This is a genomic window from Devosia aquimaris (assembly GCF_020169335.1).
GTDB classification, from domain to species: domain Bacteria; phylum Pseudomonadota; class Alphaproteobacteria; order Rhizobiales; family Devosiaceae; genus Devosia; species Devosia aquimaris.
Map to the genome: position 1 here is coordinate 1,624,639 of NZ_JAIEZN010000001.1, position 19,966 is coordinate 1,644,604.

The following is a 19,966-nucleotide window of genomic DNA, read 5'->3' on the forward strand; positions in this document are numbered from 1 at the left end:
AACGCCCCGTGGGTTGGGGCATTGACTTTGCCCCAATAAAACTAGGTCAAACAAACTTCAGGCGTTGAGACCACCAGATGCCATCCGACACACCTTTGTACCGTCTCCGGAGGGCGTTCCAGAGGCCCACTCAAGCGGCTCCCCATAGCCTTCCAAAGTGCGTCACTCTTCGTTGAAAAAGTCCTCATCGAGACGCTTGAACTCCACCGTGCGATAGCCGCGAACACCGACCTGATGCTCGATCATGAGGTCAGCCAGCTCCCGTCCGTCGATCAGGATGATGCGCTGGGCTAGGTGTTTCACATAGTCCCGCGCGGGCTGGCTGAAGGTCGAGGTGGTGACGAACACGCCCTTGCTGGCGCCCAGCCCGACCAGGCTGCCGACAAAGCCATTGACGTCAGGACGACCGACCTGGTTGGCGGGCGCATAGCGTTTCGCCTGCACATAGATGCGGTCGAGCCCGAGCCGGTCCTCGTTGATAATGCCGTCCACGCCACCATCGCCGGAGCGACCCAGCTGGGCCGCGGCGTTCTTGTGGCTGCCGCCATAGCCCATGGCGACAAGCAGGTCGACGATAAGCTGCTCGAAGAAGGCTGGGCTATTTTCGAGGATCCGCTCCAGAAGCTCGTCACGCAACGCGCCTGTCAGCGAAGCATAGGCGGCATCGATCTGCTCTTCTGGCGTCGTCGAGGCGGCGACGGCGCGAACGGGCTCAATGATCCCGGTGTCTGTGCCGGCAGTGCTGGACTCGTTCCGGTAAAACTCGCGGAATGCCGTTTCCTGCATCAGAAGCGCGACATCGATCTTTTCGGGCTTGCTGGCCAGCAGGGCCCTGCCCTTTTCCGTCGCCACGAACCGACCGCGTGCCGGTGACGCGATCAGCCCGGCCTTGCTCATATAGAACTTGGCCCAGTGGATACGGTTGTGCAGCACACGCTGGCGACCACTTGGCAGCATCTGCTCGCGTTCGTCCGATGTCAGGCCGAGATCATCGGCGATGCGCCCGGCCACATCGGCCACCCGAGTTTCGCCCTCCGCCGCGAGGCGAAGTACGGGCAGCATCAGGGTCTGGTAATCGGGGATCATGGGCGCCTCAACTTGATCGCAGAATGGCGGCGATGGCCGACAATATGGCTGACTGGGACGGCCCCGCAACGATCTCACCATTGCTTGGCAGTTTCTGTGTCGAGAAATGCGCCAGAAGCGCCTGCTCCACCGCGCGCGCTTCATCCTCAGTCGAGGTCGGCTGCTTGAGTGCAAGCTGCCAGGTCAGCCCCGTCACTTCCGAGGCCATCGGCGCGTTGTGCGTTGCTAGCCTCGCAGCGGGGTCGCTGGCATATCCGATCTTGAAGGCCAGATCGCGTCCCCGCTGATCCCTAAGGGCGAGCGCATAGACATACCAGATGTCGTGTTCGCCGAAGTGTCCGCTGAACTCGCCGTCGTGCTTGGGGGCCAGCTTGCTATTTTTCTGCGCGACGAGGCCGCGACCGAGCAGCGTTTTGGGCTCGGCGAGGGCGACGGGACGCCGCTCAAGTGCCAGAAGCGCTGCGCCTGTGGCTGCATCGAGTTCCACAACGGTGGATTGTGCTTTCAGGTGGTGCGCGCCGGTCAACGGCCCGGCAATTGCGGAAAAGACGTTGGCCGCGGCGGTGATTTGCCAGGCTGCGATGGGGTGCAGCGCGAAGGGGAACTTGCTGACCACCCGCTCAACCACATCGACTTCGCCGATCTGGCCCACATAGTCCTGGGTGTTCACTTCAAGCGAAGAGACCTGATAGACGCCAAGCACCCGCCCCCTCTCCGGCAGCGACGTTGGTTCGCCCTTGGTGCCAATAGTGAAGACGAAATCGCCTTCGCTCAAGGCTCGCTTGGCAGTTGTGCGTGCAGCCTTTGACCCGAAGGTCAGCGGCCAGCATGGATTGCCTGGCGTGCCCCAGACATAGGTAAAAAAGGCGTTTGCCATGCTCCCCCTCGTCGCTTGCCGATTGCGCTACGCTTGTTGTCGTCCCCGCCCGCGCCGCACTTTCGGCGCCGCCTCGCGCTCGGCGCGGATGCGGACGAGCAGGTGTTCGGCGAGTTCGTCGTTTTCGTCCTGGGGGACCAGTTCGCCGCGGAAGGCTTTGGCCAGGATCGCCTCGTCCAGTTTGCCCAGCAGCGTTAGGGCGCGCTTGGCCTCGATGGCCAGCCGGTCGATCTTGGCGAAGGCGGATTCGATGCGGCGAACGATTTCCGTAGCCTCATCGAAGGGCGGAACAGGAATTTGCATTGCAGATAGCTTCGCCTTGCTGATGGAAGCCAGATTTGTCGTCTGTTTTCCCTCGTCGAAGAAGTGCTTCTGCCCAAACTCGTTGGCGTAATAGGACAAAAAGCGAGACGGTACCGATCCTGATGCCAAGCGGACCCGGAAAACGTGGTTTTGGTGGATGCAGTCAGGAATCTGACCTTCCCATACCCAGCCGCGTCCTAGCTTGTCGCGATCTCCGCCCTCGTTCATGAGCACGTCGCCTTCTCGAAGGTAAAGCGCTTCCGCTTCTTTCGCGGTGACCTGAACTGTCTTGATCTGATCAAGGTTGAGCCAACCGCGCTGCACATTCGCAACGCGCAGATATGGCAACTCCAACAACTGCTCGTCCGGCTTGCGTTTCTTTCCTAGCGTGATCCCGGACTTAATGTCGGCGATTTCACCCAGCTGCATCTGCTCCCAGTGCAGCGGACGGCCAAGCCTTCTTTCACCCTCCGCCTCGGCAAATCGAGCTGACGTCAGCTCCCCGCTAAACGCTTTACTAAGTACGGCCGTCTTGTAGCGGGAGACGAGGGTTTCGATGTGGGCGAGTTCGGTGCGGGCGCGGGCGGATTTCGCGGAGAGCGCATCCAGCTTGGCCACGATGCGCTTTTGCTCGGCCAGGGGTGGGAGAGAGAGCACTGTCTCCTCGAATTTGCCCTTGGTGACGTGCTGCAACCCCGCCCCGCCGTGCGCCTTGCCGATAAGTTCATCAAGCTTTTGATTGATCGCATGTTTCAGGAATTGCTTGTTCAGTAGGTGCGTCGGAAAATTGACCTTGAATATGTGCTGGTTGAGGACGGCATCACCTCCGCTCCAAACATGCGCGCCAAAAGAAGTGCCTGGCGTACCTGACCACGCGAACAAAAGTTGTCCGTTCTCGATCAGAAACTTGTCTTCCACCTCTCCACTGAAGAAGTTGAAGGCCGAAGCGGCGTTGTTCAGGTTCTGAATTCGAACAATGGGCAGACCGCTCGTTGACCAGTAGGTTGGCTTGAATGCCTTCCCGTTTATGAGATCACAGATCTCGCTAATTTTTTGCCTGCACCCATCCTCTGGGCAGGCCGCTCATTCCGCCGCCTCAGGCAACTCATCGTTTAGAACCGCAACAAGAGCCTCAACTTCCAGCGACGCAGCCTGCAAATGCCCCAGGATCGCGGCTGCGATGTCATCGGGCTCGATCAGCCCTTCTTCCGCCTCGTCCTCCGCCTCGCGCAGCCATGAAATATCAAGATTGTCGCTGCGAGCCGAAATGTCCGCGCGGCTGAACTGGCGCCAGCGCCCTGCCTCGCCCTCGTCACGTCCGCGCTGCTTGCCATAGGGGTCGCTGCCAAACGCCTGCTCAAAACCTTCGAAATGCGCCGGGGTCAGCGGCGTCGTCTTGCCGAATTTGGGCATTTGGGCGCGCTGGTCATAAATCCAGACGGCCTTGGTATTGCCCGTCTCGGTCTTGCCGCGCGTCAAGAAGATGACATTGGTCTTCACCCCTTGGGCGTAAAAGATACCGGTCGGCAGCCGCAGGATGGTGTGCACGTCGCACCAGTCCATCATCATCTGGCGCAGCGCCTTGCCGCGCCCATCCTCGAACAGGACATTGTCTGGTACGACGATGGCGGCCCGACCGCCAGGCTCCAGCGCGCGGATGCAATGCTCGACAAAGGGCAGTTGATAGGACGAAACCGTCGCCGTGACCGACAGATCCTGCCGCGTCGGGGCGCCACCCGCCGGGCCAAAGGGCGGATTGGTCAGGATGAGGTTGGCGCGGCCGAGGCCGGTGCCCTTGTCCGACAGCGTATCGCCCAGATGGACTTGATCGCTGTCGATATCGTGCAGGTAAAGGTTCATCAGCAGCAGGCGCAGCGTGCCCGGCACGTTTTCCATGCCGCGGAAGGCCTGATGCTTCTGAAAATTCTGCTGCTTTTCGCCGAGATCGAAATAGTCGTTGGTCTTGGCGCGTATGAAACGGTCGGCGGCTATCAGGAAGCCGCCGGTGCCGGCGGCCGGGTCCTGGATCTTCTCGCCGGGCTGGGGCTGCATCAGGCGCACCAGTAGTTCGATCAGCACGCGCGGGGTGAAATACTGCCCTGCTCCGCGCTTAGTCTCCTCGGCGTTCTTCTGCAGCAGCCCTTCATAGAGATCGCCGAACTGGTCGCGCTCGTCGGAAAACCAGTCGAGTTCGTCGATGGCTGTCACCAGCGTGGTCAGGTTCTGCGGCTCGCGGATGAAAGTCGACGCATTGTCGAAGATCTCCTGCACCATATCCGGCAGCGGTCGCGCATCAGCATATTGCTTGCGCTCCTCTGGCGTGGCCGTGTCGGCGGGCGGCGATACTAGTGCATCGTCCTTGCCCAGCCGTGTGCTGGCCGCGCCCAGGGTAACCAGCGTCTTGCGATAGCGCTCGAGCTTATCGAGACCATTGGCGGCAACAAGATCCGCCCACCGCATGCCGAGTGGCAGGCTGCCCGTCTCGCGATTGCGCTCGGCCATCATCTTGAGAAACAGCAGATAAGTCAGCTCGGTGACATATTGCTGATAGGTGATGCCGTCTTTGCGCAGGACGGTGCAGAGACGCCAGAGCTTTTGAACGATGGTATTGGCATTCATGGTGAGATTCGCTTCCGCTGGCCGGTCTGAGGCTCGCTTGTAGTGGGTGGGCAGCCCGGGTCAACTCAGGCGGCCGATGGTCCCCAGATCGCCTCGTTGAACCTGTGCAGGACATCGCCCAGCTCGCCGTCGAATTCCTGCGAGATGCGCTTGAAACCGCCCTTGTCGGCGAATACACCCTGGTCGAGCAGGCTGGGATCGGCCACCGGCTTGTCCTTGAGCGCCCTGCCAATGCGGCGCAGCCATTCCTTCTGCTTGGCCGTCCAGGCGCGCGACTGCTCCATCCTGACGATGGCGTTTTCCACGCGCGTCGCATAGGCAACCAGTGGATCGCCCAAAGCCGCCTGGCGCACAAAGCCGATGATATGGGCGGCAATATCGGCATTGCGCGCCCGGCCATAGGCAGCGCGCAGCATGGCTTCGGAGTAGTTCTTCTCGTCCAGCAGGCCTGCCAGCTCTGACAATTCCTTGCGCGTCAGATCGCGCGGCCGTTGGGTAACAGCAATCAGGGCGGGCACCTGGTTCATGTTCTCGCGCACGAAGCGCTCAAAGCCGGTGATGTAATCTTCCGGCGTCGTGTTCTGGCCGAAAATCTCCTCGATGCGCAGCAGTTGATCCTCGTGCGGCGAAATCACCACGCCATCACCGCCGCGCCCGCCTGCTGGCCGACGATCCAGCAGCTCGACGATCCGGGGATTGGCCTTGAGCCAGTCCAGCAAGGCGGCGCCGGACAACTTTGACAGGCGTTGAACAGCAGCCTCCACTGGTTCGCCCGCCTGCCGTTCAAAACTCTGCCGGGTCTCGTCGTCGATTCGCTTGCTCATCGAGCGCATGCGCACGACGACCTGGCCGGCCACCCAGTCCCTGTCCTCATCGGTTTGCGCATTGCCAAGGTCGGCGACCAGCTGACCGAGCGAGATATCCGGCCTGACCACGACGGGCCGCATGTCGGTCATCTCCTGCAGCTCTGCATAGAGATCAACGGCGTCAAAGATGCGGAAATGCTCCTTGCCGACTTCCGGGCAAAGGCGCGTGGCCCGCCCGATCATCTGGTCATAGAGGATGCGGCTCTTGACCCGGCGCACGAACACCAGATTGCAGATGGAGGGCACGTCGATGCCCGTAGTCAGCAGGTCGACGGTCACCACGTATTTTGGGTATGGGTCGTTCTTGAACTTGAGGATTAGGTCGTCGGGTTTATCGACATTGCCAGTTATCTTGGCAACCATGCCGTGTGGCACGGCGTCCTTGCCGTACTCCTCCTGGAGCTCCTCGATCAGCAAGCGTACAATATCGTCCGCATGGGCGTCGCGCGCGGCAAAGATCAGCGTCTTGCCCGGTTGCTCCGGCGGAATTTCCGTCGCAATGGCTCGGCAAACAATGCGGTTAAAGGCTTCGGAATAGACCTTCTTGTTAAAATCGGCGACATCGTAATCCAGCGAGACGTCATCAGGCAGGTCGAAGAGATCAATTTGGCCGGTCTGACGATCAATGATCTCGACCTCTTCCGCACCATCGAAATGAATGCCGGCCTCTGACAGCGCGGTGGTGATGCGTCTTGGGGGCAGATGGTCGTTGAGATAGCCTTCGACCACGGCCTGGCGGTATCCATAGTGAAAGACCGGATGGCCAAAGATCTCGCGGGTGTGCAGCGCGGGGGTCGCCGTGAGCGCCACTTTCACTGCGTCGAAATAGTCGAGGATTTGCCGGTAAGCAGATTGATAATCCTCAAGATTGCGAAAGCCGATATCGCTCTCGCGGAGTTCGGCATCGAGGGTGTAGCCACGATGCGCCTCGTCCACGATAATGCAATCAAAGGTTCCGGGCGTCAGCCGTTTGGCGGGATCGGGTTCATTCAGCACACGCGCGATCAGCGATTGAATGGTTGCCACCTGCACCTGATCGTCGGCCTCGGGCACCTTGGTATCAAGACCCGCCACCTTGTAGATTTGGGCAAAGTTCAACAGCCCCTCGATCTCGGTCGTCTCCAGCGCGTCGCTGGTCTGTTTTCCCAGCGCCTTGCGGTCGACCAAAAACAAGATGCGCCGGAACCGCTTATGTTTGAGCAAGCGGTACATCAGGGCGATGCTCGTGCGGGTTTTGCCAGTTCCCGTGGCCATCGAAATGAGAATATCACGTTGGCCAGCGACGATTGCGTCCTCGATCGCGGCGATCGCCTCCTCCTGATAAGGCCGCATCCTGCCCTTGCCGAAGCTCTCATCGGCCAGGCCGGCGGCCGCAGCGTCCAGATCGGTCGACAGGATATCAAGCAGGTCTTTGGGCGAGAACCAGGCCGTCTGCGGTCTGGCATGGTCAGTGTCGCGGCGCAGATCACAGAACCATATCCCCGATTTTGTCGGCCACTGACGGACAAAGGACCGCCCATTGGTGGCAAAGACAAATGGTACACGGATGGGCTCAGTCAGACCATGCCTCCAGGGGCCATCGGGATGCCGGTTTTCTGGCGGTAAGGTGATGGTTCGGGCGTAGCGTTCAGCCTGCTGCAACGTCGACGGCACGTCGACACTTTCCCGCTTCGCTTCGATGACGGCCACGCAGGTGAGACCGATAAAAAGGGCATAGTCCGCACGTCCGCCTTCCGATGGCCATTCGGCAATCGCAAGATTTCGTCCAGCTTCGGGTCGGGCACCATTCTGAAATACCAGATTGTCGCTGTCGGCCTCCCAACCTGCATCGACGAGCTGCACATCAATGAGACGGCGGGTCTGCCGTTCATCGAGTTCGAGCCGGCTGGCCGCCCGAAGGCCGGCCTGCTTGAACTCAATTTGGCTTTGCTGCGGTTGCTCTCTAGCTCGGGCCTGCAGTTGAGCTAGCTTGCTAGCTAGCACAGACTGGTTGGCTTCAAGTTCAACGGCAGTTTGTTCCCAAACCGCACTCTCTTGTTGCGCTTGTCGAGCAAGCTCTTCCGCAGCTGCCCGCGCTTTGGCCAGCTCATCCGCAGAGGCGTTGGCGGCAGCAAGCTCGGCTTCCGCCTGTTGCACTTGGCGCTTGAGGGCCTCCAGCTCTGCTTTTGTGGCCCTGTCCAGCTCCTGGGTGGTCTGAGGTGGTACAAATGGTCCCGACTTGAAGTCTGGATCACGCCCAAAGGTACGGCGGTACCAAACCCCGAGTGCTCGGCAAAACTTCAGTGCAGCCAGCGCGTCGGCAACCGAGCCACCAACGCCGTGGCTCGCTTCGTTGCCGCTCCGGCGCACAGCGTGGAAAATGTCGGCCACTTCTCGCGGCAGTACCTGCTGCGTTGCCAGTTGGCGGATCAGGTCGTTCGTTTTTTCCTGGCGCTCGGGGTCATACACGCCGGACAACGCAGCAATTTCCTTGACCATGTATTCGCCAAACTGACGACTTTTGATCAGCGACGTGTTGGCGTCCTCAGCAAAAAAGCGCTCTGCTAGGGTGCCGAGGCGATACAGCTCTGGACTGAGTTGGCTCAAATGACCGAAATTTGCCGACAAGTGCCCCCCAGCTCTAGAGATTTTCTCTCATTTGGCCATTTAGCCACCTTCTTGTCGACCTTTGCAAATGCCTTATTGACTATCAGGGTGAAGGCTCATCGGTGGTTGCCGCATTCTCGGCGTTTCGAGCGACCGCCCTTCCCCGCTCGACCGCTTGCAAGTCTTCTGCCGCTAAACGGTCTTTGACCTTCTCCAATTCGACCAATACGTCACCAAGTTGCTTTTCTCGCCGCACGATCTTTTCCAGCCTTTCCCGCAGCTCCGCCACCTTGATCGCGAGTGTGTCCAGCACTTTCAACACCACGTTCATCATAGGACCCAACGTGTTGACCTTGGCCGCGATGGACTTCGGTGCTTTCCAGGTGCCAGCTCGCGGCCTTGGCTCGAGTTTTTCGAGTTCAGGATCAGTGAAAATCTCCAATAGTGTGTTCGCGTTGGCCTCGAACGATCGCGCGAGCTTTTTGCGATCTTCCTCGATGGCAATTGTTGCCTCCTCAAACTCTATCTTCTGAGCAAGGGCTTCCTGTTCCCGCCGCTCCGCAGATGCAGCTTTCTTTTTCGCCTCTTGTTCAGCTTTGTACTGACGAGGGGTCAGATGCTCCTTGCCCGTGTCGCGCCCGGGTGTGCCACGCTCAATGGCTGGGTCGAGATGCTTCTTTGCGTATTTGGCCCAGCTTGTGTTCAAAGCGGAATAGTGAGATCCCTTCGGATACCCCAAGCCGACTGCGGTTTCCTCAAGGCATTTGTTCACGGAAATCACCCGTTTGGTTTGCGAACGCCCCTTGTATTTCTCCAGCCGGATCGGCGCGAAGTAGACGTCCACCCAGCCACCGCCCTCCTCATCCAAGTCCATACGGGCGCTAATGACGGCATCATCACCGGCAAAGCTCTTGACCCACGCGATGGCCGCGTCGAAAATCTGGACGTTACGAGGGTTAGCGGGGTCATGAAGATGACCCGTTTCCCTTATCCAACCTGGCGAGATGCCAATCCCTATGGAGTGCAACAACTGGGCTCCTTTTCGGGGATTCACGTCGTTGCGCTTCTTAAATTCTGCATATGCTTTGGTGAGCCGGCGGCCACTAAAGTTCGGCCAATCCAAGCCGGCGCCCGAGATGGCACCGTGCCGCAGATTTTTCCGCGCCAGCAGGTCCACGCGCAGCCCATGACGTTCAAGGTCCCTGAGACGCTGACGGGTCTCGACAGGTTCGCTGTGCGTGAAAGCAAAGAAAGTCATGCCCCACCCCCGTCAGCGCGACCAGGACCGTTTTCTCGGGAGTTGATTGGTTTACAGCCGATACGGGAGACGCCCGCAAATTGGTCATCGATATCGCCCGACAGTGTAAACCAGGATGCAGAAAAACCGATGTTTTCCGCCAGTTTTGCAAGTTCACCTCCTGATTTGTAATCAGGGGGTCGCGGGTTCGAACCCTGCTGCCGGCACCATTCCCCAAAACTGCCCGGATATCCAAAGATGCGCCCGCCTCGGCGCTGACGCAGATGTGCTGCCCGCTCATCTCAGACCTGCCTTGCGCAGGCTGGAAGGGCAAGGGTGCCGGAAAGGCTGGTCGGACGCGTCCAAAAACCTTAACCTCCCGTTCACCACGCAATGGAGACGCGCCATGAAAGCCTATCAAGCTCTCGCCTTCGCCATTCTGATGGCTGGGCCAATGGCCGGACCAGCCCTTGGGCAGTCTGGCCAACCAACCGACATGATCACCGGCCTCGGCACTGTCCGGGGCCCGGCCGGCTTCGAGGCCGCCAGCAAGACTCTCACCGCCGCAGGCACTGGCATGGGCACGCTGTTGCCCGAAGTGGTGGCCGTGAACGACAATCTCTATGTCTATCTGATCCAGCAGACGCTCATCGAGCGCGGCCTGCGTAGCGATGCCCCCACCGGCCTGCTGACGGCAGACACCATCGCGCAGATCAACAGTCTCTGCGCCCAGGGCGGCATCCAGGCCGTGTGCAGCGCCGGCCCGCTGAGCCCGGCTGCCGCCACCGCAATTGGCAAGCTGCTTGAAGGCGGCGCCGCGATGACAACCGCCGCGGCCGCACCGGCAGCCGAGCCCGCCGCCAAGACCAAGACTGAAGTGACCGCCACGCCGGAGAGCCTGTCGGTTGCTGCCCTGCTCGGCGGCCCCGAGGCGGATCTGGATGGCGATGGCACACCCGACAGGCTGATGCGCTCCGGCGACTGGCTCTATCTCGCCAAGCCGGATGGCAAGACGGTCGACGTGGGCTCTGTGGCAGGCCTGAGCGTTGTCGGCCTGGGCGATGTGGATGGCGATGGCCTTGCCGACGTGGTGCTGCGCCGCGATGATTCCGACTGGCTCTTCGCCATCAGCCTCAAATCCGGCCCCGTGGACCTGGGCCAGGCCAGCGACAGCAAGCCCCTGGCCATCGGCAGTTTCGAGGGCAATGGCGCCGCCCAGGTGCTGCTGCAGCGCGCCAGCGGCTGGCTCTATGCCCTGGGTACCGGCAAGTCGATATCGCTGGGGGACTACAACGGCCTGAAACTTGTGGCCGTTGAAGACCATGACAATGACGGCATCGACGACCTGCTGCTCGAAACGGCCAGCGGCTGGCGCGCCTATCGTCTAAGCACGGCTCCGGAAACGCTGACCCCAGCCTGATCGGGTAACCCGGGCACCCTCGGTGCCGTTAGTCCCCGCCCCGACGGGGCGCACTATGCTCCTGGTCGACATCACTCGACCAGGAGATATCCATGCCAGACCGCTTTGCTGACCACGCCCCCGGCCTTGAATCACCTGCCGGCCATGGCTTTGCCATCACGCCCAGCGACGGCGCCGACCTGCCGGAAATCACCCGCGCCCTCTATGTGGGCGGCGCTGGCAACATCAGCCTGGTGCTTGCCTCGGGCGCCAGCCTGACGCTCAGCGGCGCGGCATCGGGCGCGATCCTGCCGCTGCGCGTGCGCCAAGTCCGCGCCAGCGCCACCACGGCCACCGCGCTGGTGGGGCTGGTCTGATGCTCGGCCTCGCCCTCTCACCCGTGTCCGGCAATCGCCCCGCCCCATGGTGGCCAAACGGCGCGCTCTACGCCGCCGACTTCACCGGCTGGCGCTTCATGCGCGCTGGCCAGGGCGTGCCCGCGGCGGAGGCGCTGAGCTTCTCCCGCGCCAGCGCCAAGTTGGCGCCCGACCTGGCCGGGACCTGGCTGAGCTTTGCCGCCGATGTGCCTGCGGTCACCGACCGCGGGCTGCTGCTCGAGCCGGCGCGCACCAATGCCATCCGCAACAGCGCTGGCAGCGGCGCCCTGCCCGGCACGCCGGGCACCCTGCCCACCAATTGGACCCGCTTCGTCGGCGGCGGGCTCGCCGCCAGCGTGGGCACCAGCGGCATGGAGCGGGGTCTGCCCTTTGTCGACCTCGCCCTGTCTGGCACCAGCAACTCGGCCAACGGCACACAGATCTCGTTTGACAGTCCCACGGGCATCGCGGCGGCCAGCGGCCAGACCTGGACACAGTCGATCTTCCTCAGCCTGCCCGCCGGCACGCTGGCCAATATCAGTTTCATACGTATCAATTTGATCGAGGTTGCACCGGGCGGCAGTGCCCTGGGCACGCTCTACGGCAGCAACATCCGCGACAGCCTCACCGCCACGCCGCAACGCTTCAGCGAAACCCAGACCCTGGTCCAGCCCGGCACCGCCTACGTCCGCCCCGTCATCGAAATCGCCTATGGCAACGCAGCCAATATCGCCATGACGCTGCGGGTGGCTGGTGGCCAGATGGAACTGGGCAGTGCAGCAACGTCACCCATCCTAACCAACGGCTCCGCCCTAACCCGTGCTGAGGACATCATGGTCCTGACGCACCCCTTGAGCAGCTTTGATGCAACCGCAGTGCTGGACACCGGGGCCACTGCCTCCCTTGCCGGGCACAACCAAAACGAACCACTTCCATTGGGTTGGCTTAACGGCGGGATGTTACGAACCCTTACGAGTTGACCGCAGGCTGTTGCGGGCTTCGCAAAAGTGTCCAGACGCCGGCAGTGAGTACCAGTATCACGAGAACCTCGGCGACCATTCTCGCCAGTACCATGCCGGAACTACCCCAAAGTGGGACGAGAAGGAGCGCCAGCGCCAGACCGCTGGCGCCTCCAAACATCACCCCCCCCGCAACAATGCGATCCCGATGCAGTGGGATTAGCATCAAGTCGCCCAGCGTTTCCTTGATGGCTACCAGAATGCAGACCCAGGACAGTACCTTGGTGAGTTCAGCTGCAGGCGCCATGTCGTCCGCAAACAAGACTCCAATGACGAAGTCGCCCAAAACATAAACGCCTGCTACGCCACAAAGCGCTACTATGAGCAGCGCGCTCCCCCATTTGGTTGCAACTCGAATAGCTGTGCCACGAGATTCCTTCGCCGCCCGAGAAATATTGGGGAGCAGCGTAAATGTAATCGGCTGACTCATTACGGTAATTGCGCCAATGAGCTTGCTGGCCACACCGAAATACGCTGCATCCTGAGCAGTTGCTAACAGACCAACTATCCAAACCGAACCAAACGTGAATCCTGAACTGGACGCACGCACCAGAAACAGCGGAAATCCTATGGTGACGGCGTCCAAGACTGCCTTCCATGAAGGTCGATCGAGACCGCCAAGTTCGCGCATCAACCACACCAGACCGATTGCCGTGGACAACACAGGGCCAAGGGCAACCGCCAGCAATGAGAACTCCAACTGTTCGGGACTGCGAACAAACAAGACGATAGCGACCAGGGAAACAGCTTGCCCTATCACTTCCAGCGCTATTCCCGTCGCCGCTCGCCCCGTACCCCTGAAGTACCAAGCGGGGCTGAGGCCTGTGCCCAATGTGAACAGGACAGCGCTAAGGATGGGCCAAAACGATCCGGAGAATATGCCGGTGAACAACCCGCCAATAACGACAAGCACGGTTGCAAGAACGCTCGTAATGCCCTGCGCCCCCAGCACTTTGCTCGAGATGAGCTTGATCTGGGCGGGCTCAGTGGCCAAGCCAATCTCGCGGGACGCTGAGACATGGAACCCGTACTGAACCACAAGCGAGCCGATCAGCCCCAGAGACTGCATCGTGAGCGCGATACCAAACCCCTCGGCTCCAAGCGCGTGCGACAATGCAGGCAGTAGTGCAAGCGGAATGAGGGTCCGAAGCAGGAAAAACCCATATGTCCGAATTACAGAACCAATCACTTCGGACCTCAAAACGCCGACCTAACCAACAGGCCGGATAACCTTAGCGGGACTGCCCGCCACCACCATGCCAGAGGGAACGTCCCTTGCCACATAGGAGTTGGCGCCGACTACGGCGCCCCGCCCGACAGTCACTTTGCCGGCAACGACAGCACCAGGAAAGACCTTCACACCAGACTCAATGACTGGATACTCAGGTCTTGAGAAGTCCGCCGTCCCGAACGTCACGTTCTGGTATATTTCGACGTTGTCCCCAATGACGACGCCCTGCCCGACGACAATCCCAACTGGATGGGGCAGTAACAGCCCCTCGCCACAAGTCGATGTTGGACTGAGGTGACATCCGAACGCAGAAATATTCCAGCGCCAAATCAGAATAGACAACAGCTTGCCAACCGGCCCCCAGCGGCGAACGGCAACTGACATGCGATAGAGCAGCACTGCGCAAAAGCCTGGGCTGGTGACTAACGCAACAAGGAAACCGAGAAGGCCGGACCTTCCGGCGTTCCTGTAGAGATCAAGCCATATACCGCGCTTGTTCATCCGACCGTTCCCTTCGCGAGCAGGCCCCGCTCCCCCACCGCCGCGGCGGCGGGTAGGCCGATGACGCGGGCGGAGGTGGAGGACTGGATGGAGGGGAGCTGGTCGGCTGGGCCGCACCAGATGGTCAGGCCCGATTGACCGATCAGCGGCAGGTCGTCGCGGTGATCGGTGAAGGCGATGATATCCTCTGCGGCAATGCCCAGCCGGGCAGCATAGTCCCGACACGCAGCGGCCTTGTGGGGGCCCAGCAACTCATGCCAGTCCGGGCCAATGGTCTCGGCCGTGGCCAGGCAATCGTCAAAGCCCTGCGCCTTCGCGAAGGCATGGGCATAGTTGCCGGGTGCCGCTGTGGCCAGCACGGTGCGGGCGCCCGCGCTGCGCAGCTGGACCACCAGCTGACGCACCGGCTCGGCGATGTCATCGGCCAGCGCATTGGCATAGGCCGCGGCGGAAATCGCCTGTCGCGCCTGAGGCAATTGCGCAACCTGCCCCAGCACAGCGGCCTTGAGCCGGGCATGGGAGATCAGCCGCGCTGCGCGCAGGCCCGTATGCGCCAAGACGACACCGCGCCCCAGCGGGGACAACGGCGTCTCCGGCGAGAAGGCGAGGTATTTCAGCCAGCGATGAAAGGAGTTGGACCGGACATAGGTGCCGTCGAGGTCGACAAATGCCAGCCGGGTCATCCTTTGAAGTCCTTGGACCAGAAGAAGCGGATATTGACCCCTTCCATCAACGCATAGTCGGCCCGGGCATGCGGGTTGACCCCGCTGATGGTGAGCGCGGCCGTGCGCACGTCACACGCCGGCCCGAAGCGACGGCGAGCGCTGGCGGCGACGAACTCGATGGAAGTGCCGGTGTCGACGGCATCATCGACCACGATGATGCCGGTCGGCGCATGCTGGAGTTCGGGCCACACCAGCCCGTCATCGGGCGGCAAGACGACAGGCTCGCGGGCAAAGTCCCGCTCCTGGTAACGCGACCAATGCTCCAGCCGGCGGAACAGCGTGGTCACGACATCGGGCGACTGCTGCACCAGCTGCTTGAAGCTCGCGCTCTGTTCCTTGAGCTGGGTGCCCGCGCGCTGCTTGGTGACAACGACAAACTCGGCCTCGGGAAACACCGTGCTGAATGGCCGGGCAATGGGAATGCCGCCATTGGCAATGGCCACGATATGGCTGGGCGCAAAGCCGCTGTCGGCAACCTGCCGCGCCAGAGCCAGGCTCGCCTCTGCGACGCCGGCTTCATCCAGGGTGGTCACCCGGGGAACGCCACTGATAATGCCCAGGAGAGCCTTGCCGATATACGCCGGGTTCACTCGAAGCCTCCACACCTGTCGTGACCCTAGCATGGGCCGGGGTTTGGCTGGCAATGCCAGTCAACGCATATCAGCCGCGCGCGCTCGACTATCGTCAATGACGCGCCGTTAAACCAGAGTTTCATAACTTGCGGACAAATTGGCCGCACGCATAGTGTTCACGACGTCCGTCACCAGAGTTTGCTGCCTCCGATGAGCAACGCCACGACCAACCCGCCCGTGCGGACCGCCGATATTGCCCTGCTGATCCCGGTATTCAAGGATCAGGCAGGGTTGGAAAGAACATTGCAGAGCCTGGGCGGTCAAGGCATTGCCTTCGATATCGTTATCGTGGACGACGGCAGCCCCACGCCCATCACCGCGCCTGCCGAGGCGGCAGGCCAGCGCGTTGTGCTGCTGCCCATGCCGGCCAATGGCGGGATCACCAAGGCGCTCAATTTCGGTCTCGCCCATATTCGGGCCCAGGGCTATCCCTTCACCGCCCGGCTCGACGCTGGCGACACGTTGCATCCGGGCCGGCTTCTGGCACAGTTCGAAGCCTTCCGGGACAATCCCGCGCTGCAGCTGTGTGGCTGCTATGTCCGATACGTCAATCCAGACGGCACCGAGGTGGGCATCGCCAAGGTGCCGCTGGCAAGCGACAAAATCCGCAACGCCATCCACTACCGCACCGCGTTCTTCCACCCCACGGTGATGTTCCGGACAGCGGTGTTTGACAGTGTGGGCGTCTATAACGAGACCTTCCGACAGGCGCAGGACTATGAGCTGTTCATGCGCATCGTGAAGCGCTTCGAAACGCGCAACCTGCCCGTCGCCTATGTCGACTATGAGCTGGCGGACGACGCCATCTCCACCCGCCAGGCCCGAAAGCAGGCCAAGAACATCGTGCGGGCTTGCCTGATGAACTTCCGTCCCCTCTATTGGGGCAGCTATTTCGGCGTGCTGCGCCGGTTGCCCAATCTTGTGCTGGAGAGGCGACACACCATGAAGCTGAAAAGCCTGCTGCGGATCGTGCGGTGACCCTGTCCGCCCTCGATAGCAGCGGACAGGCGCAGCCGGCCCTTCGCAGCGGCTGGACCATTCAGCAGGTTCAGGCCCTGTTTCTGGCACTGGTGTTCTTCTGCCTGCCATTCAATGGCATCAACGGCCCGCAGGTGCTGCGCGAACTGAGCGTGGAAGCCTCGATCTATCCGCTGTTCTGTTTCCTGCTGGCAACGCTGAGCCTGGTGGCCACACGGCTGCTGAGTGACCTGCGCGTGCTGCTGCTGTTGCTGGCCGTGCCCATGATGCTGCTGCTCAATTACATGCTGGCCTATGACGATATTTCCGTGGCCATGCTGGGCGAAATCAGCGGCTCGGCCAAATTCGTCAACTCCACGCTGGTCTTCCTGCTCTACGTCTATTTTGCCTTTGCCGTGTTCGCTTTTCTGCGCACGGTTACGCTGGCCCAGATCGCGCAATTCGTGCGCCGCGTGGTGCATCCACTGGTGGTGTTCCTGGTGATCATCTGGATCATCGAGGTCGTCTCCTGGTACATCGACCCCCTGCGCGAGCTGATCACCCCCATCAAGCGGTTTGTGTCCACCGGCCCCTATTTCGCCAAAGGGCGCCTGTCCGGCGTCTCGTTCGAGCCGTCCTTCAATTCCATCGTCATGGTGGGCCTGCTGCCGGCGCTGTGGTTCGGCGCCCTGTATCGCGGCAACACTATCGGCGAACGCCAGCGCTACGCCCTGTTCGGCCTGCTCTTCATCATCTTCGGCACCATGTCGGATTCCCGCACGGCCTATCTGATCATGCTGGCCCAGCTTCTGTTGCTGGTGGGCCTATATCTGTTCGGGACACGCGTCGCCCGCATGGTCAGTCTGGCGGTCATCCTGCCATTGGCCATCATCGTCGCGCCGCCGGTATTCCTTTATACGCTGGGCGGCGACCTGTCCGGCATTGCCGGCTCCACCAATCGCATTTCCGACATTACCCGCCTCACCGCCGTCAATGCTGCCATCGATATGTGGACGCGCCACCCCTATGGCGGCGTGGGCTTTGGCCAATATGGCTTCTACTACCGCTCAGCAGTCAATTACGTCAGCACCCTGAGCTGGGAGGTCAATGCCTTCCTGGGCGAGGCTCGAGCCGACGAATTTCCGCCCAGCTACAGCCTCTATTGGCGCATTCTTGCCGAAACGGGCATTGTCGGCTTCACCGCGTTCTATGGCGTGATGTGGAGCTTCTTTGTGGGCCTGGCCCGCGCCATGGGCATCCGCCGGCTGACACGCGACGAAACCAACCTTATCCTGGCCACAGCTATTGGCCTGGCTGGCGCGCTGTTGATCGGCGTGTCCTTCGACAGCTACCGGACGCCCTTCATCTGGATCTATGCCGGCATGGCCGCCGCTGTGCCCACCATCATCCGGCGCGAGGTCCGCCGGCGCAAGCTCGAAGCGGAGACCGCTTCAGCATCAGGTGCCCAGGCCTCCGCCTAGCGCCCTGCCCGTTCGCTAGATAAAGCGACCGCCCGGCGACTGTTCGCGCCATTCGGCCAGCGCCGAGTTGAGATCTGTCTGGAACTGGAAGCCGTTGTCCACAAGCCAGCGCGGCACGATATTGGTGCTCTCGTAGAGCTTGCGAATTCTGTCGCGATGGATCGGATTGCGCAGCCCGACCGCATTGGCCACCTCAAACGGAATTGCTGCCAGGTTGAGCAGCGGCAGCGGCAGCGTGGCGCGGGCGGGCGCAAACCCACCCACCGCGCGGAAGGCGTCCACCACATCGGCGATGGTGTAGGATTTGGGATAGGCGAAGTTATAGACGACCTCGCGCTGCCCGCTGTCGAGCGCAAACAGGAAACTGCGCACAAGGTCCCCGACATAGCCCGAGCTCTTGATCGTGTCCTTGCGCCCTACAAAAACGAACATGCCACGTTCCAGCAGGCGCGCCAGGCGCGTGAAATTGCCATCGTCACGATAACCAAAGATCACTGCTGGCCGGCACGTCACGAGGCGCCGACTGGGGTCGCGCGCGAGCCAGCCGGCATTGAGCGCTTCTCCGATCCGTTTGGAGTGGCCATAGGGATTGACCGGGCGCAGCGGACTGGATTCCACCTTGGGGTCTTCGCCGGGGCCGTAGACCGACATTGTGCTGGTGAAGACCATGTCCACCGCGCCGATGCGCTCGGCAAAATCGATGGCGCGCTGCACCGAGACGACGTTGGTTTCGTAATAGTCCTGGAACGGGTGTCCGGGGAAATTGCGCAGCGCTACCAGATTGTAGATGGTCGCCCCGCTATCGCCGTAGCGATCGGGAATGGGGTCGCGGAGATCGGCTAGATGATACTCCACGCCTTCCAGCCGCTCGCGCGGTTCAGCAATGTCGAGCGACACGATGCGCGCATGTCGCTTGCTGGACGCAAGCAGGCGCAGCAGGTGGGAGCCGATGAACCCGCTCCCGCCCAGAACCACCGCAGTATTGGTCATTGGCCTACTCGCTCTGATCAGGCCGACTTGGCCAGAAGCTGGTCAAAATAATCAATGGTCAGGCGCAGGCCCTCGCGCAGCTGTACCGTGGGCTCCCAGTCGAGCACCTTGCGCGCCCGCGTGATATCGGGACGGCGCTGCTTGGGATCATCCACCGGCAGATCGCGATAGACCACCTTGGAGCCGGAGTTGACGAGCTCAACCACCAACTCGGCAAGCTGCTTGATGGTGAATTCATTGGGATTGCCGGTATTGATGGGCCCGGTCACCGACGCATCGGTGCCCATCATGCGGGTCATGGCATCGACCAGATCGGACACATAGCAGAACGAACGGGTCTGGCTGCCGTCACCATAGATGGTGATATCTTCGCCGCGCAGCGCCTGAACCACGAAATTGGACACCACACGCCCATCGGCCGGGTGCATGTTCGGTCCATAGGTGTTGAAAATGCGGATCACCTTGATCTGCAGCTTGTGCTGGCGGTGATAGTCGAAGAACAGCGTTTCGGCGCAACGCTTGCCTTCGTCATAGCAGGAACGCGGCCCGATGGTGTTGACGTGCCCCCAGTAGGATTCTTCCTGCGGGTGTACCTCGGGATCGCCATAGACCTCCGAGGTCGAGGCCTGCAGGATCGGCACGCGCAAGCGCTTGGCCAGACCCAGCATGTTGATGGCGCCCATCACGCTGGTCTTGGTGGTCTGCACGGGATCGAACTGATAGTGCACGGGCGACGCCGGGCAAGCCAGATTGTAGATCTGGTCAACTTCGACATAGAGCGGAAACGTCACATCGTGGCGCAGCAGCTCAAAGCGCCGATCGTCGAGAAGGTCGATGATGTTGTCGCGCGAGCCAGTGAAGAAATTGTCGACACACAGGACTTCGTGTCCCTCGGCCAGCAACCGCCGGCTGAGATGGGACCCGATAAACCCTGCCCCGCCGGTAATCAGAACGCGCTTACCCATCGAACTCACCTTCCAGGCGCAGACCAAGCGGCCTCGCAGGCAGGACCCGCCAGAACTTGGGTACGCAGATCACACACAAAAGCGCGGCAACTCTTGTCTACCGCCCCCCAGCCAT

The 19,966-nt window shown here is 61.3% G+C and carries 17 protein-coding genes; 5 read left to right on the top strand and 12 right to left on the bottom strand.

Features of this window, described 5'->3' with window-relative positions; genetic code table 11:
• Positions 1–162 precede the first annotated feature (162 nt).
• The 6 genes from K1177_RS07825 to K1177_RS07850 form a co-directional block, all read right to left on the bottom strand.
• On the bottom strand, positions 163–1,086 hold the full coding sequence (locus tag K1177_RS07825) for a restriction endonuclease (RefSeq protein ID WP_224702721.1): 924 nt from the start codon (positions 1,084–1,086) through the stop codon (positions 163–165).
• A 7-nt stretch (positions 1,087–1,093) separates the two neighbouring features.
• A complete protein-coding gene (locus K1177_RS07830; protein ID WP_224702722.1) occupies positions 1,094–1,963 on the bottom strand; it encodes a GIY-YIG nuclease family protein in 870 nt (289 codons plus the stop codon).
• Between the two features lie 27 nt (positions 1,964–1,990).
• Complete coding sequence (locus K1177_RS18525; protein WP_224703712.1) at positions 1,991–3,316, bottom strand: restriction endonuclease subunit S; 1,326 nt, start codon at positions 3,314–3,316, stop codon at positions 1,991–1,993.
• A gap of 33 nt (positions 3,317–3,349) precedes the next feature.
• Positions 3,350–4,885, bottom strand: coding sequence for a class I SAM-dependent DNA methyltransferase (locus K1177_RS07840; RefSeq protein ID WP_224702723.1), 1,536 nt, complete (start codon positions 4,883–4,885; stop codon positions 3,350–3,352).
• Positions 4,886–4,950: 65 nt separating this feature from the next.
• Positions 4,951–8,358, bottom strand: a complete 3,408-nt coding sequence (hsdR, locus tag K1177_RS07845; RefSeq protein WP_224702724.1) for a type I restriction-modification system endonuclease — start codon at positions 8,356–8,358, stop codon at positions 4,951–4,953.
• A gap of 82 nt (positions 8,359–8,440) precedes the next feature.
• Positions 8,441–9,595, bottom strand: a complete 1,155-nt coding sequence (locus tag K1177_RS07850; protein ID WP_224702725.1) for a plasmid recombination protein — start codon at positions 9,593–9,595, stop codon at positions 8,441–8,443.
• Positions 9,596–9,980: 385 nt separating this feature from the next.
• Here K1177_RS07850 and K1177_RS07855 point away from each other — a divergent pair, with 385 nt between their 5' ends.
• The 3 genes from K1177_RS07855 (at position 9,981) to K1177_RS07865 (ending at position 12,330) form a co-directional block, all read left to right on the top strand.
• A complete protein-coding gene (locus tag K1177_RS07855) occupies positions 9,981–10,994 on the top strand; it encodes an FG-GAP repeat domain-containing protein (protein ID WP_224702726.1) in 1,014 nt (337 codons plus the stop codon).
• A gap of 92 nt (positions 10,995–11,086) precedes the next feature.
• Complete coding sequence (locus tag K1177_RS07860) at positions 11,087–11,350, top strand: spike base protein, RCAP_Rcc01079 family (protein WP_224702727.1); 264 nt, start codon at positions 11,087–11,089, stop codon at positions 11,348–11,350.
• Positions 11,350–12,330 carry a phage head spike fiber domain-containing protein gene (locus K1177_RS07865; RefSeq protein WP_224702728.1) on the top strand — a complete coding sequence of 327 codons (981 nt, stop codon included), beginning with the start codon at positions 11,350–11,352 and terminating at the stop codon, positions 12,328–12,330. The genes K1177_RS07860 and K1177_RS07865 overlap by 1 nt, the downstream gene beginning before the upstream one ends.
• Here the strand turns inward: K1177_RS07865 and K1177_RS07870 are convergent.
• The 4 genes from K1177_RS07870 to K1177_RS07885 are packed head-to-tail and all read right to left on the bottom strand — an operon-like array spanning position 12,320 to position 15,416.
• A complete protein-coding gene (locus K1177_RS07870; protein WP_224702729.1) occupies positions 12,320–13,558 on the bottom strand; it encodes an oligosaccharide flippase family protein in 1,239 nt (412 codons plus the stop codon). The two genes, K1177_RS07865 and K1177_RS07870, sit on opposite strands and share 11 nt — an antisense overlap.
• A gap of 21 nt (positions 13,559–13,579) precedes the next feature.
• Positions 13,580–14,101: a serine O-acetyltransferase gene (locus K1177_RS07875; protein ID WP_224702730.1), complete on the bottom strand. Its 522-nt coding sequence runs from the start codon at positions 14,099–14,101 to the stop codon at positions 13,580–13,582.
• On the bottom strand, positions 14,098–14,784 hold the full coding sequence (locus K1177_RS07880) for an HAD family hydrolase (RefSeq protein ID WP_224702731.1): 687 nt from the start codon (positions 14,782–14,784) through the stop codon (positions 14,098–14,100). The genes K1177_RS07875 and K1177_RS07880 overlap by 4 nt, the downstream gene beginning before the upstream one ends.
• Positions 14,781–15,416, bottom strand: a complete 636-nt coding sequence (locus K1177_RS07885; protein ID WP_224702732.1) for a phosphoribosyltransferase — start codon at positions 15,414–15,416, stop codon at positions 14,781–14,783. The genes K1177_RS07880 and K1177_RS07885 overlap by 4 nt, the downstream gene beginning before the upstream one ends.
• A gap of 192 nt (positions 15,417–15,608) precedes the next feature.
• Between K1177_RS07885 and K1177_RS07890 the strand changes: the two genes are divergently transcribed.
• Both K1177_RS07890 and K1177_RS07895 read left to right on the top strand, forming a co-directional pair.
• Positions 15,609–16,436 carry a glycosyltransferase gene (locus tag K1177_RS07890; protein WP_224702733.1) on the top strand — a complete coding sequence of 276 codons (828 nt, stop codon included), beginning with the start codon at positions 15,609–15,611 and terminating at the stop codon, positions 16,434–16,436.
• Positions 16,433–17,896 carry an O-antigen ligase family protein gene (locus tag K1177_RS07895; RefSeq protein ID WP_224702734.1) on the top strand — a complete coding sequence of 488 codons (1,464 nt, stop codon included), beginning with the start codon at positions 16,433–16,435 and terminating at the stop codon, positions 17,894–17,896. Before K1177_RS07890 ends, K1177_RS07895 begins: the two co-directional genes overlap by 4 nt.
• A 15-nt stretch (positions 17,897–17,911) precedes the next feature.
• Here the strand turns inward: K1177_RS07895 and K1177_RS07900 are convergent, their stop codons facing one another.
• Positions 17,912–18,886, bottom strand: a complete 975-nt coding sequence (locus K1177_RS07900) for an NAD-dependent epimerase/dehydratase family protein (RefSeq protein ID WP_224702735.1) — start codon at positions 18,884–18,886, stop codon at positions 17,912–17,914.
• A 17-nt stretch (positions 18,887–18,903) separates the two neighbouring features.
• Positions 18,904–19,851, bottom strand: a complete 948-nt coding sequence (locus tag K1177_RS07905; RefSeq protein WP_224702736.1) for a UDP-glucuronic acid decarboxylase family protein — start codon at positions 19,849–19,851, stop codon at positions 18,904–18,906.
• Positions 19,852–19,966 lie beyond the last annotated feature (115 nt).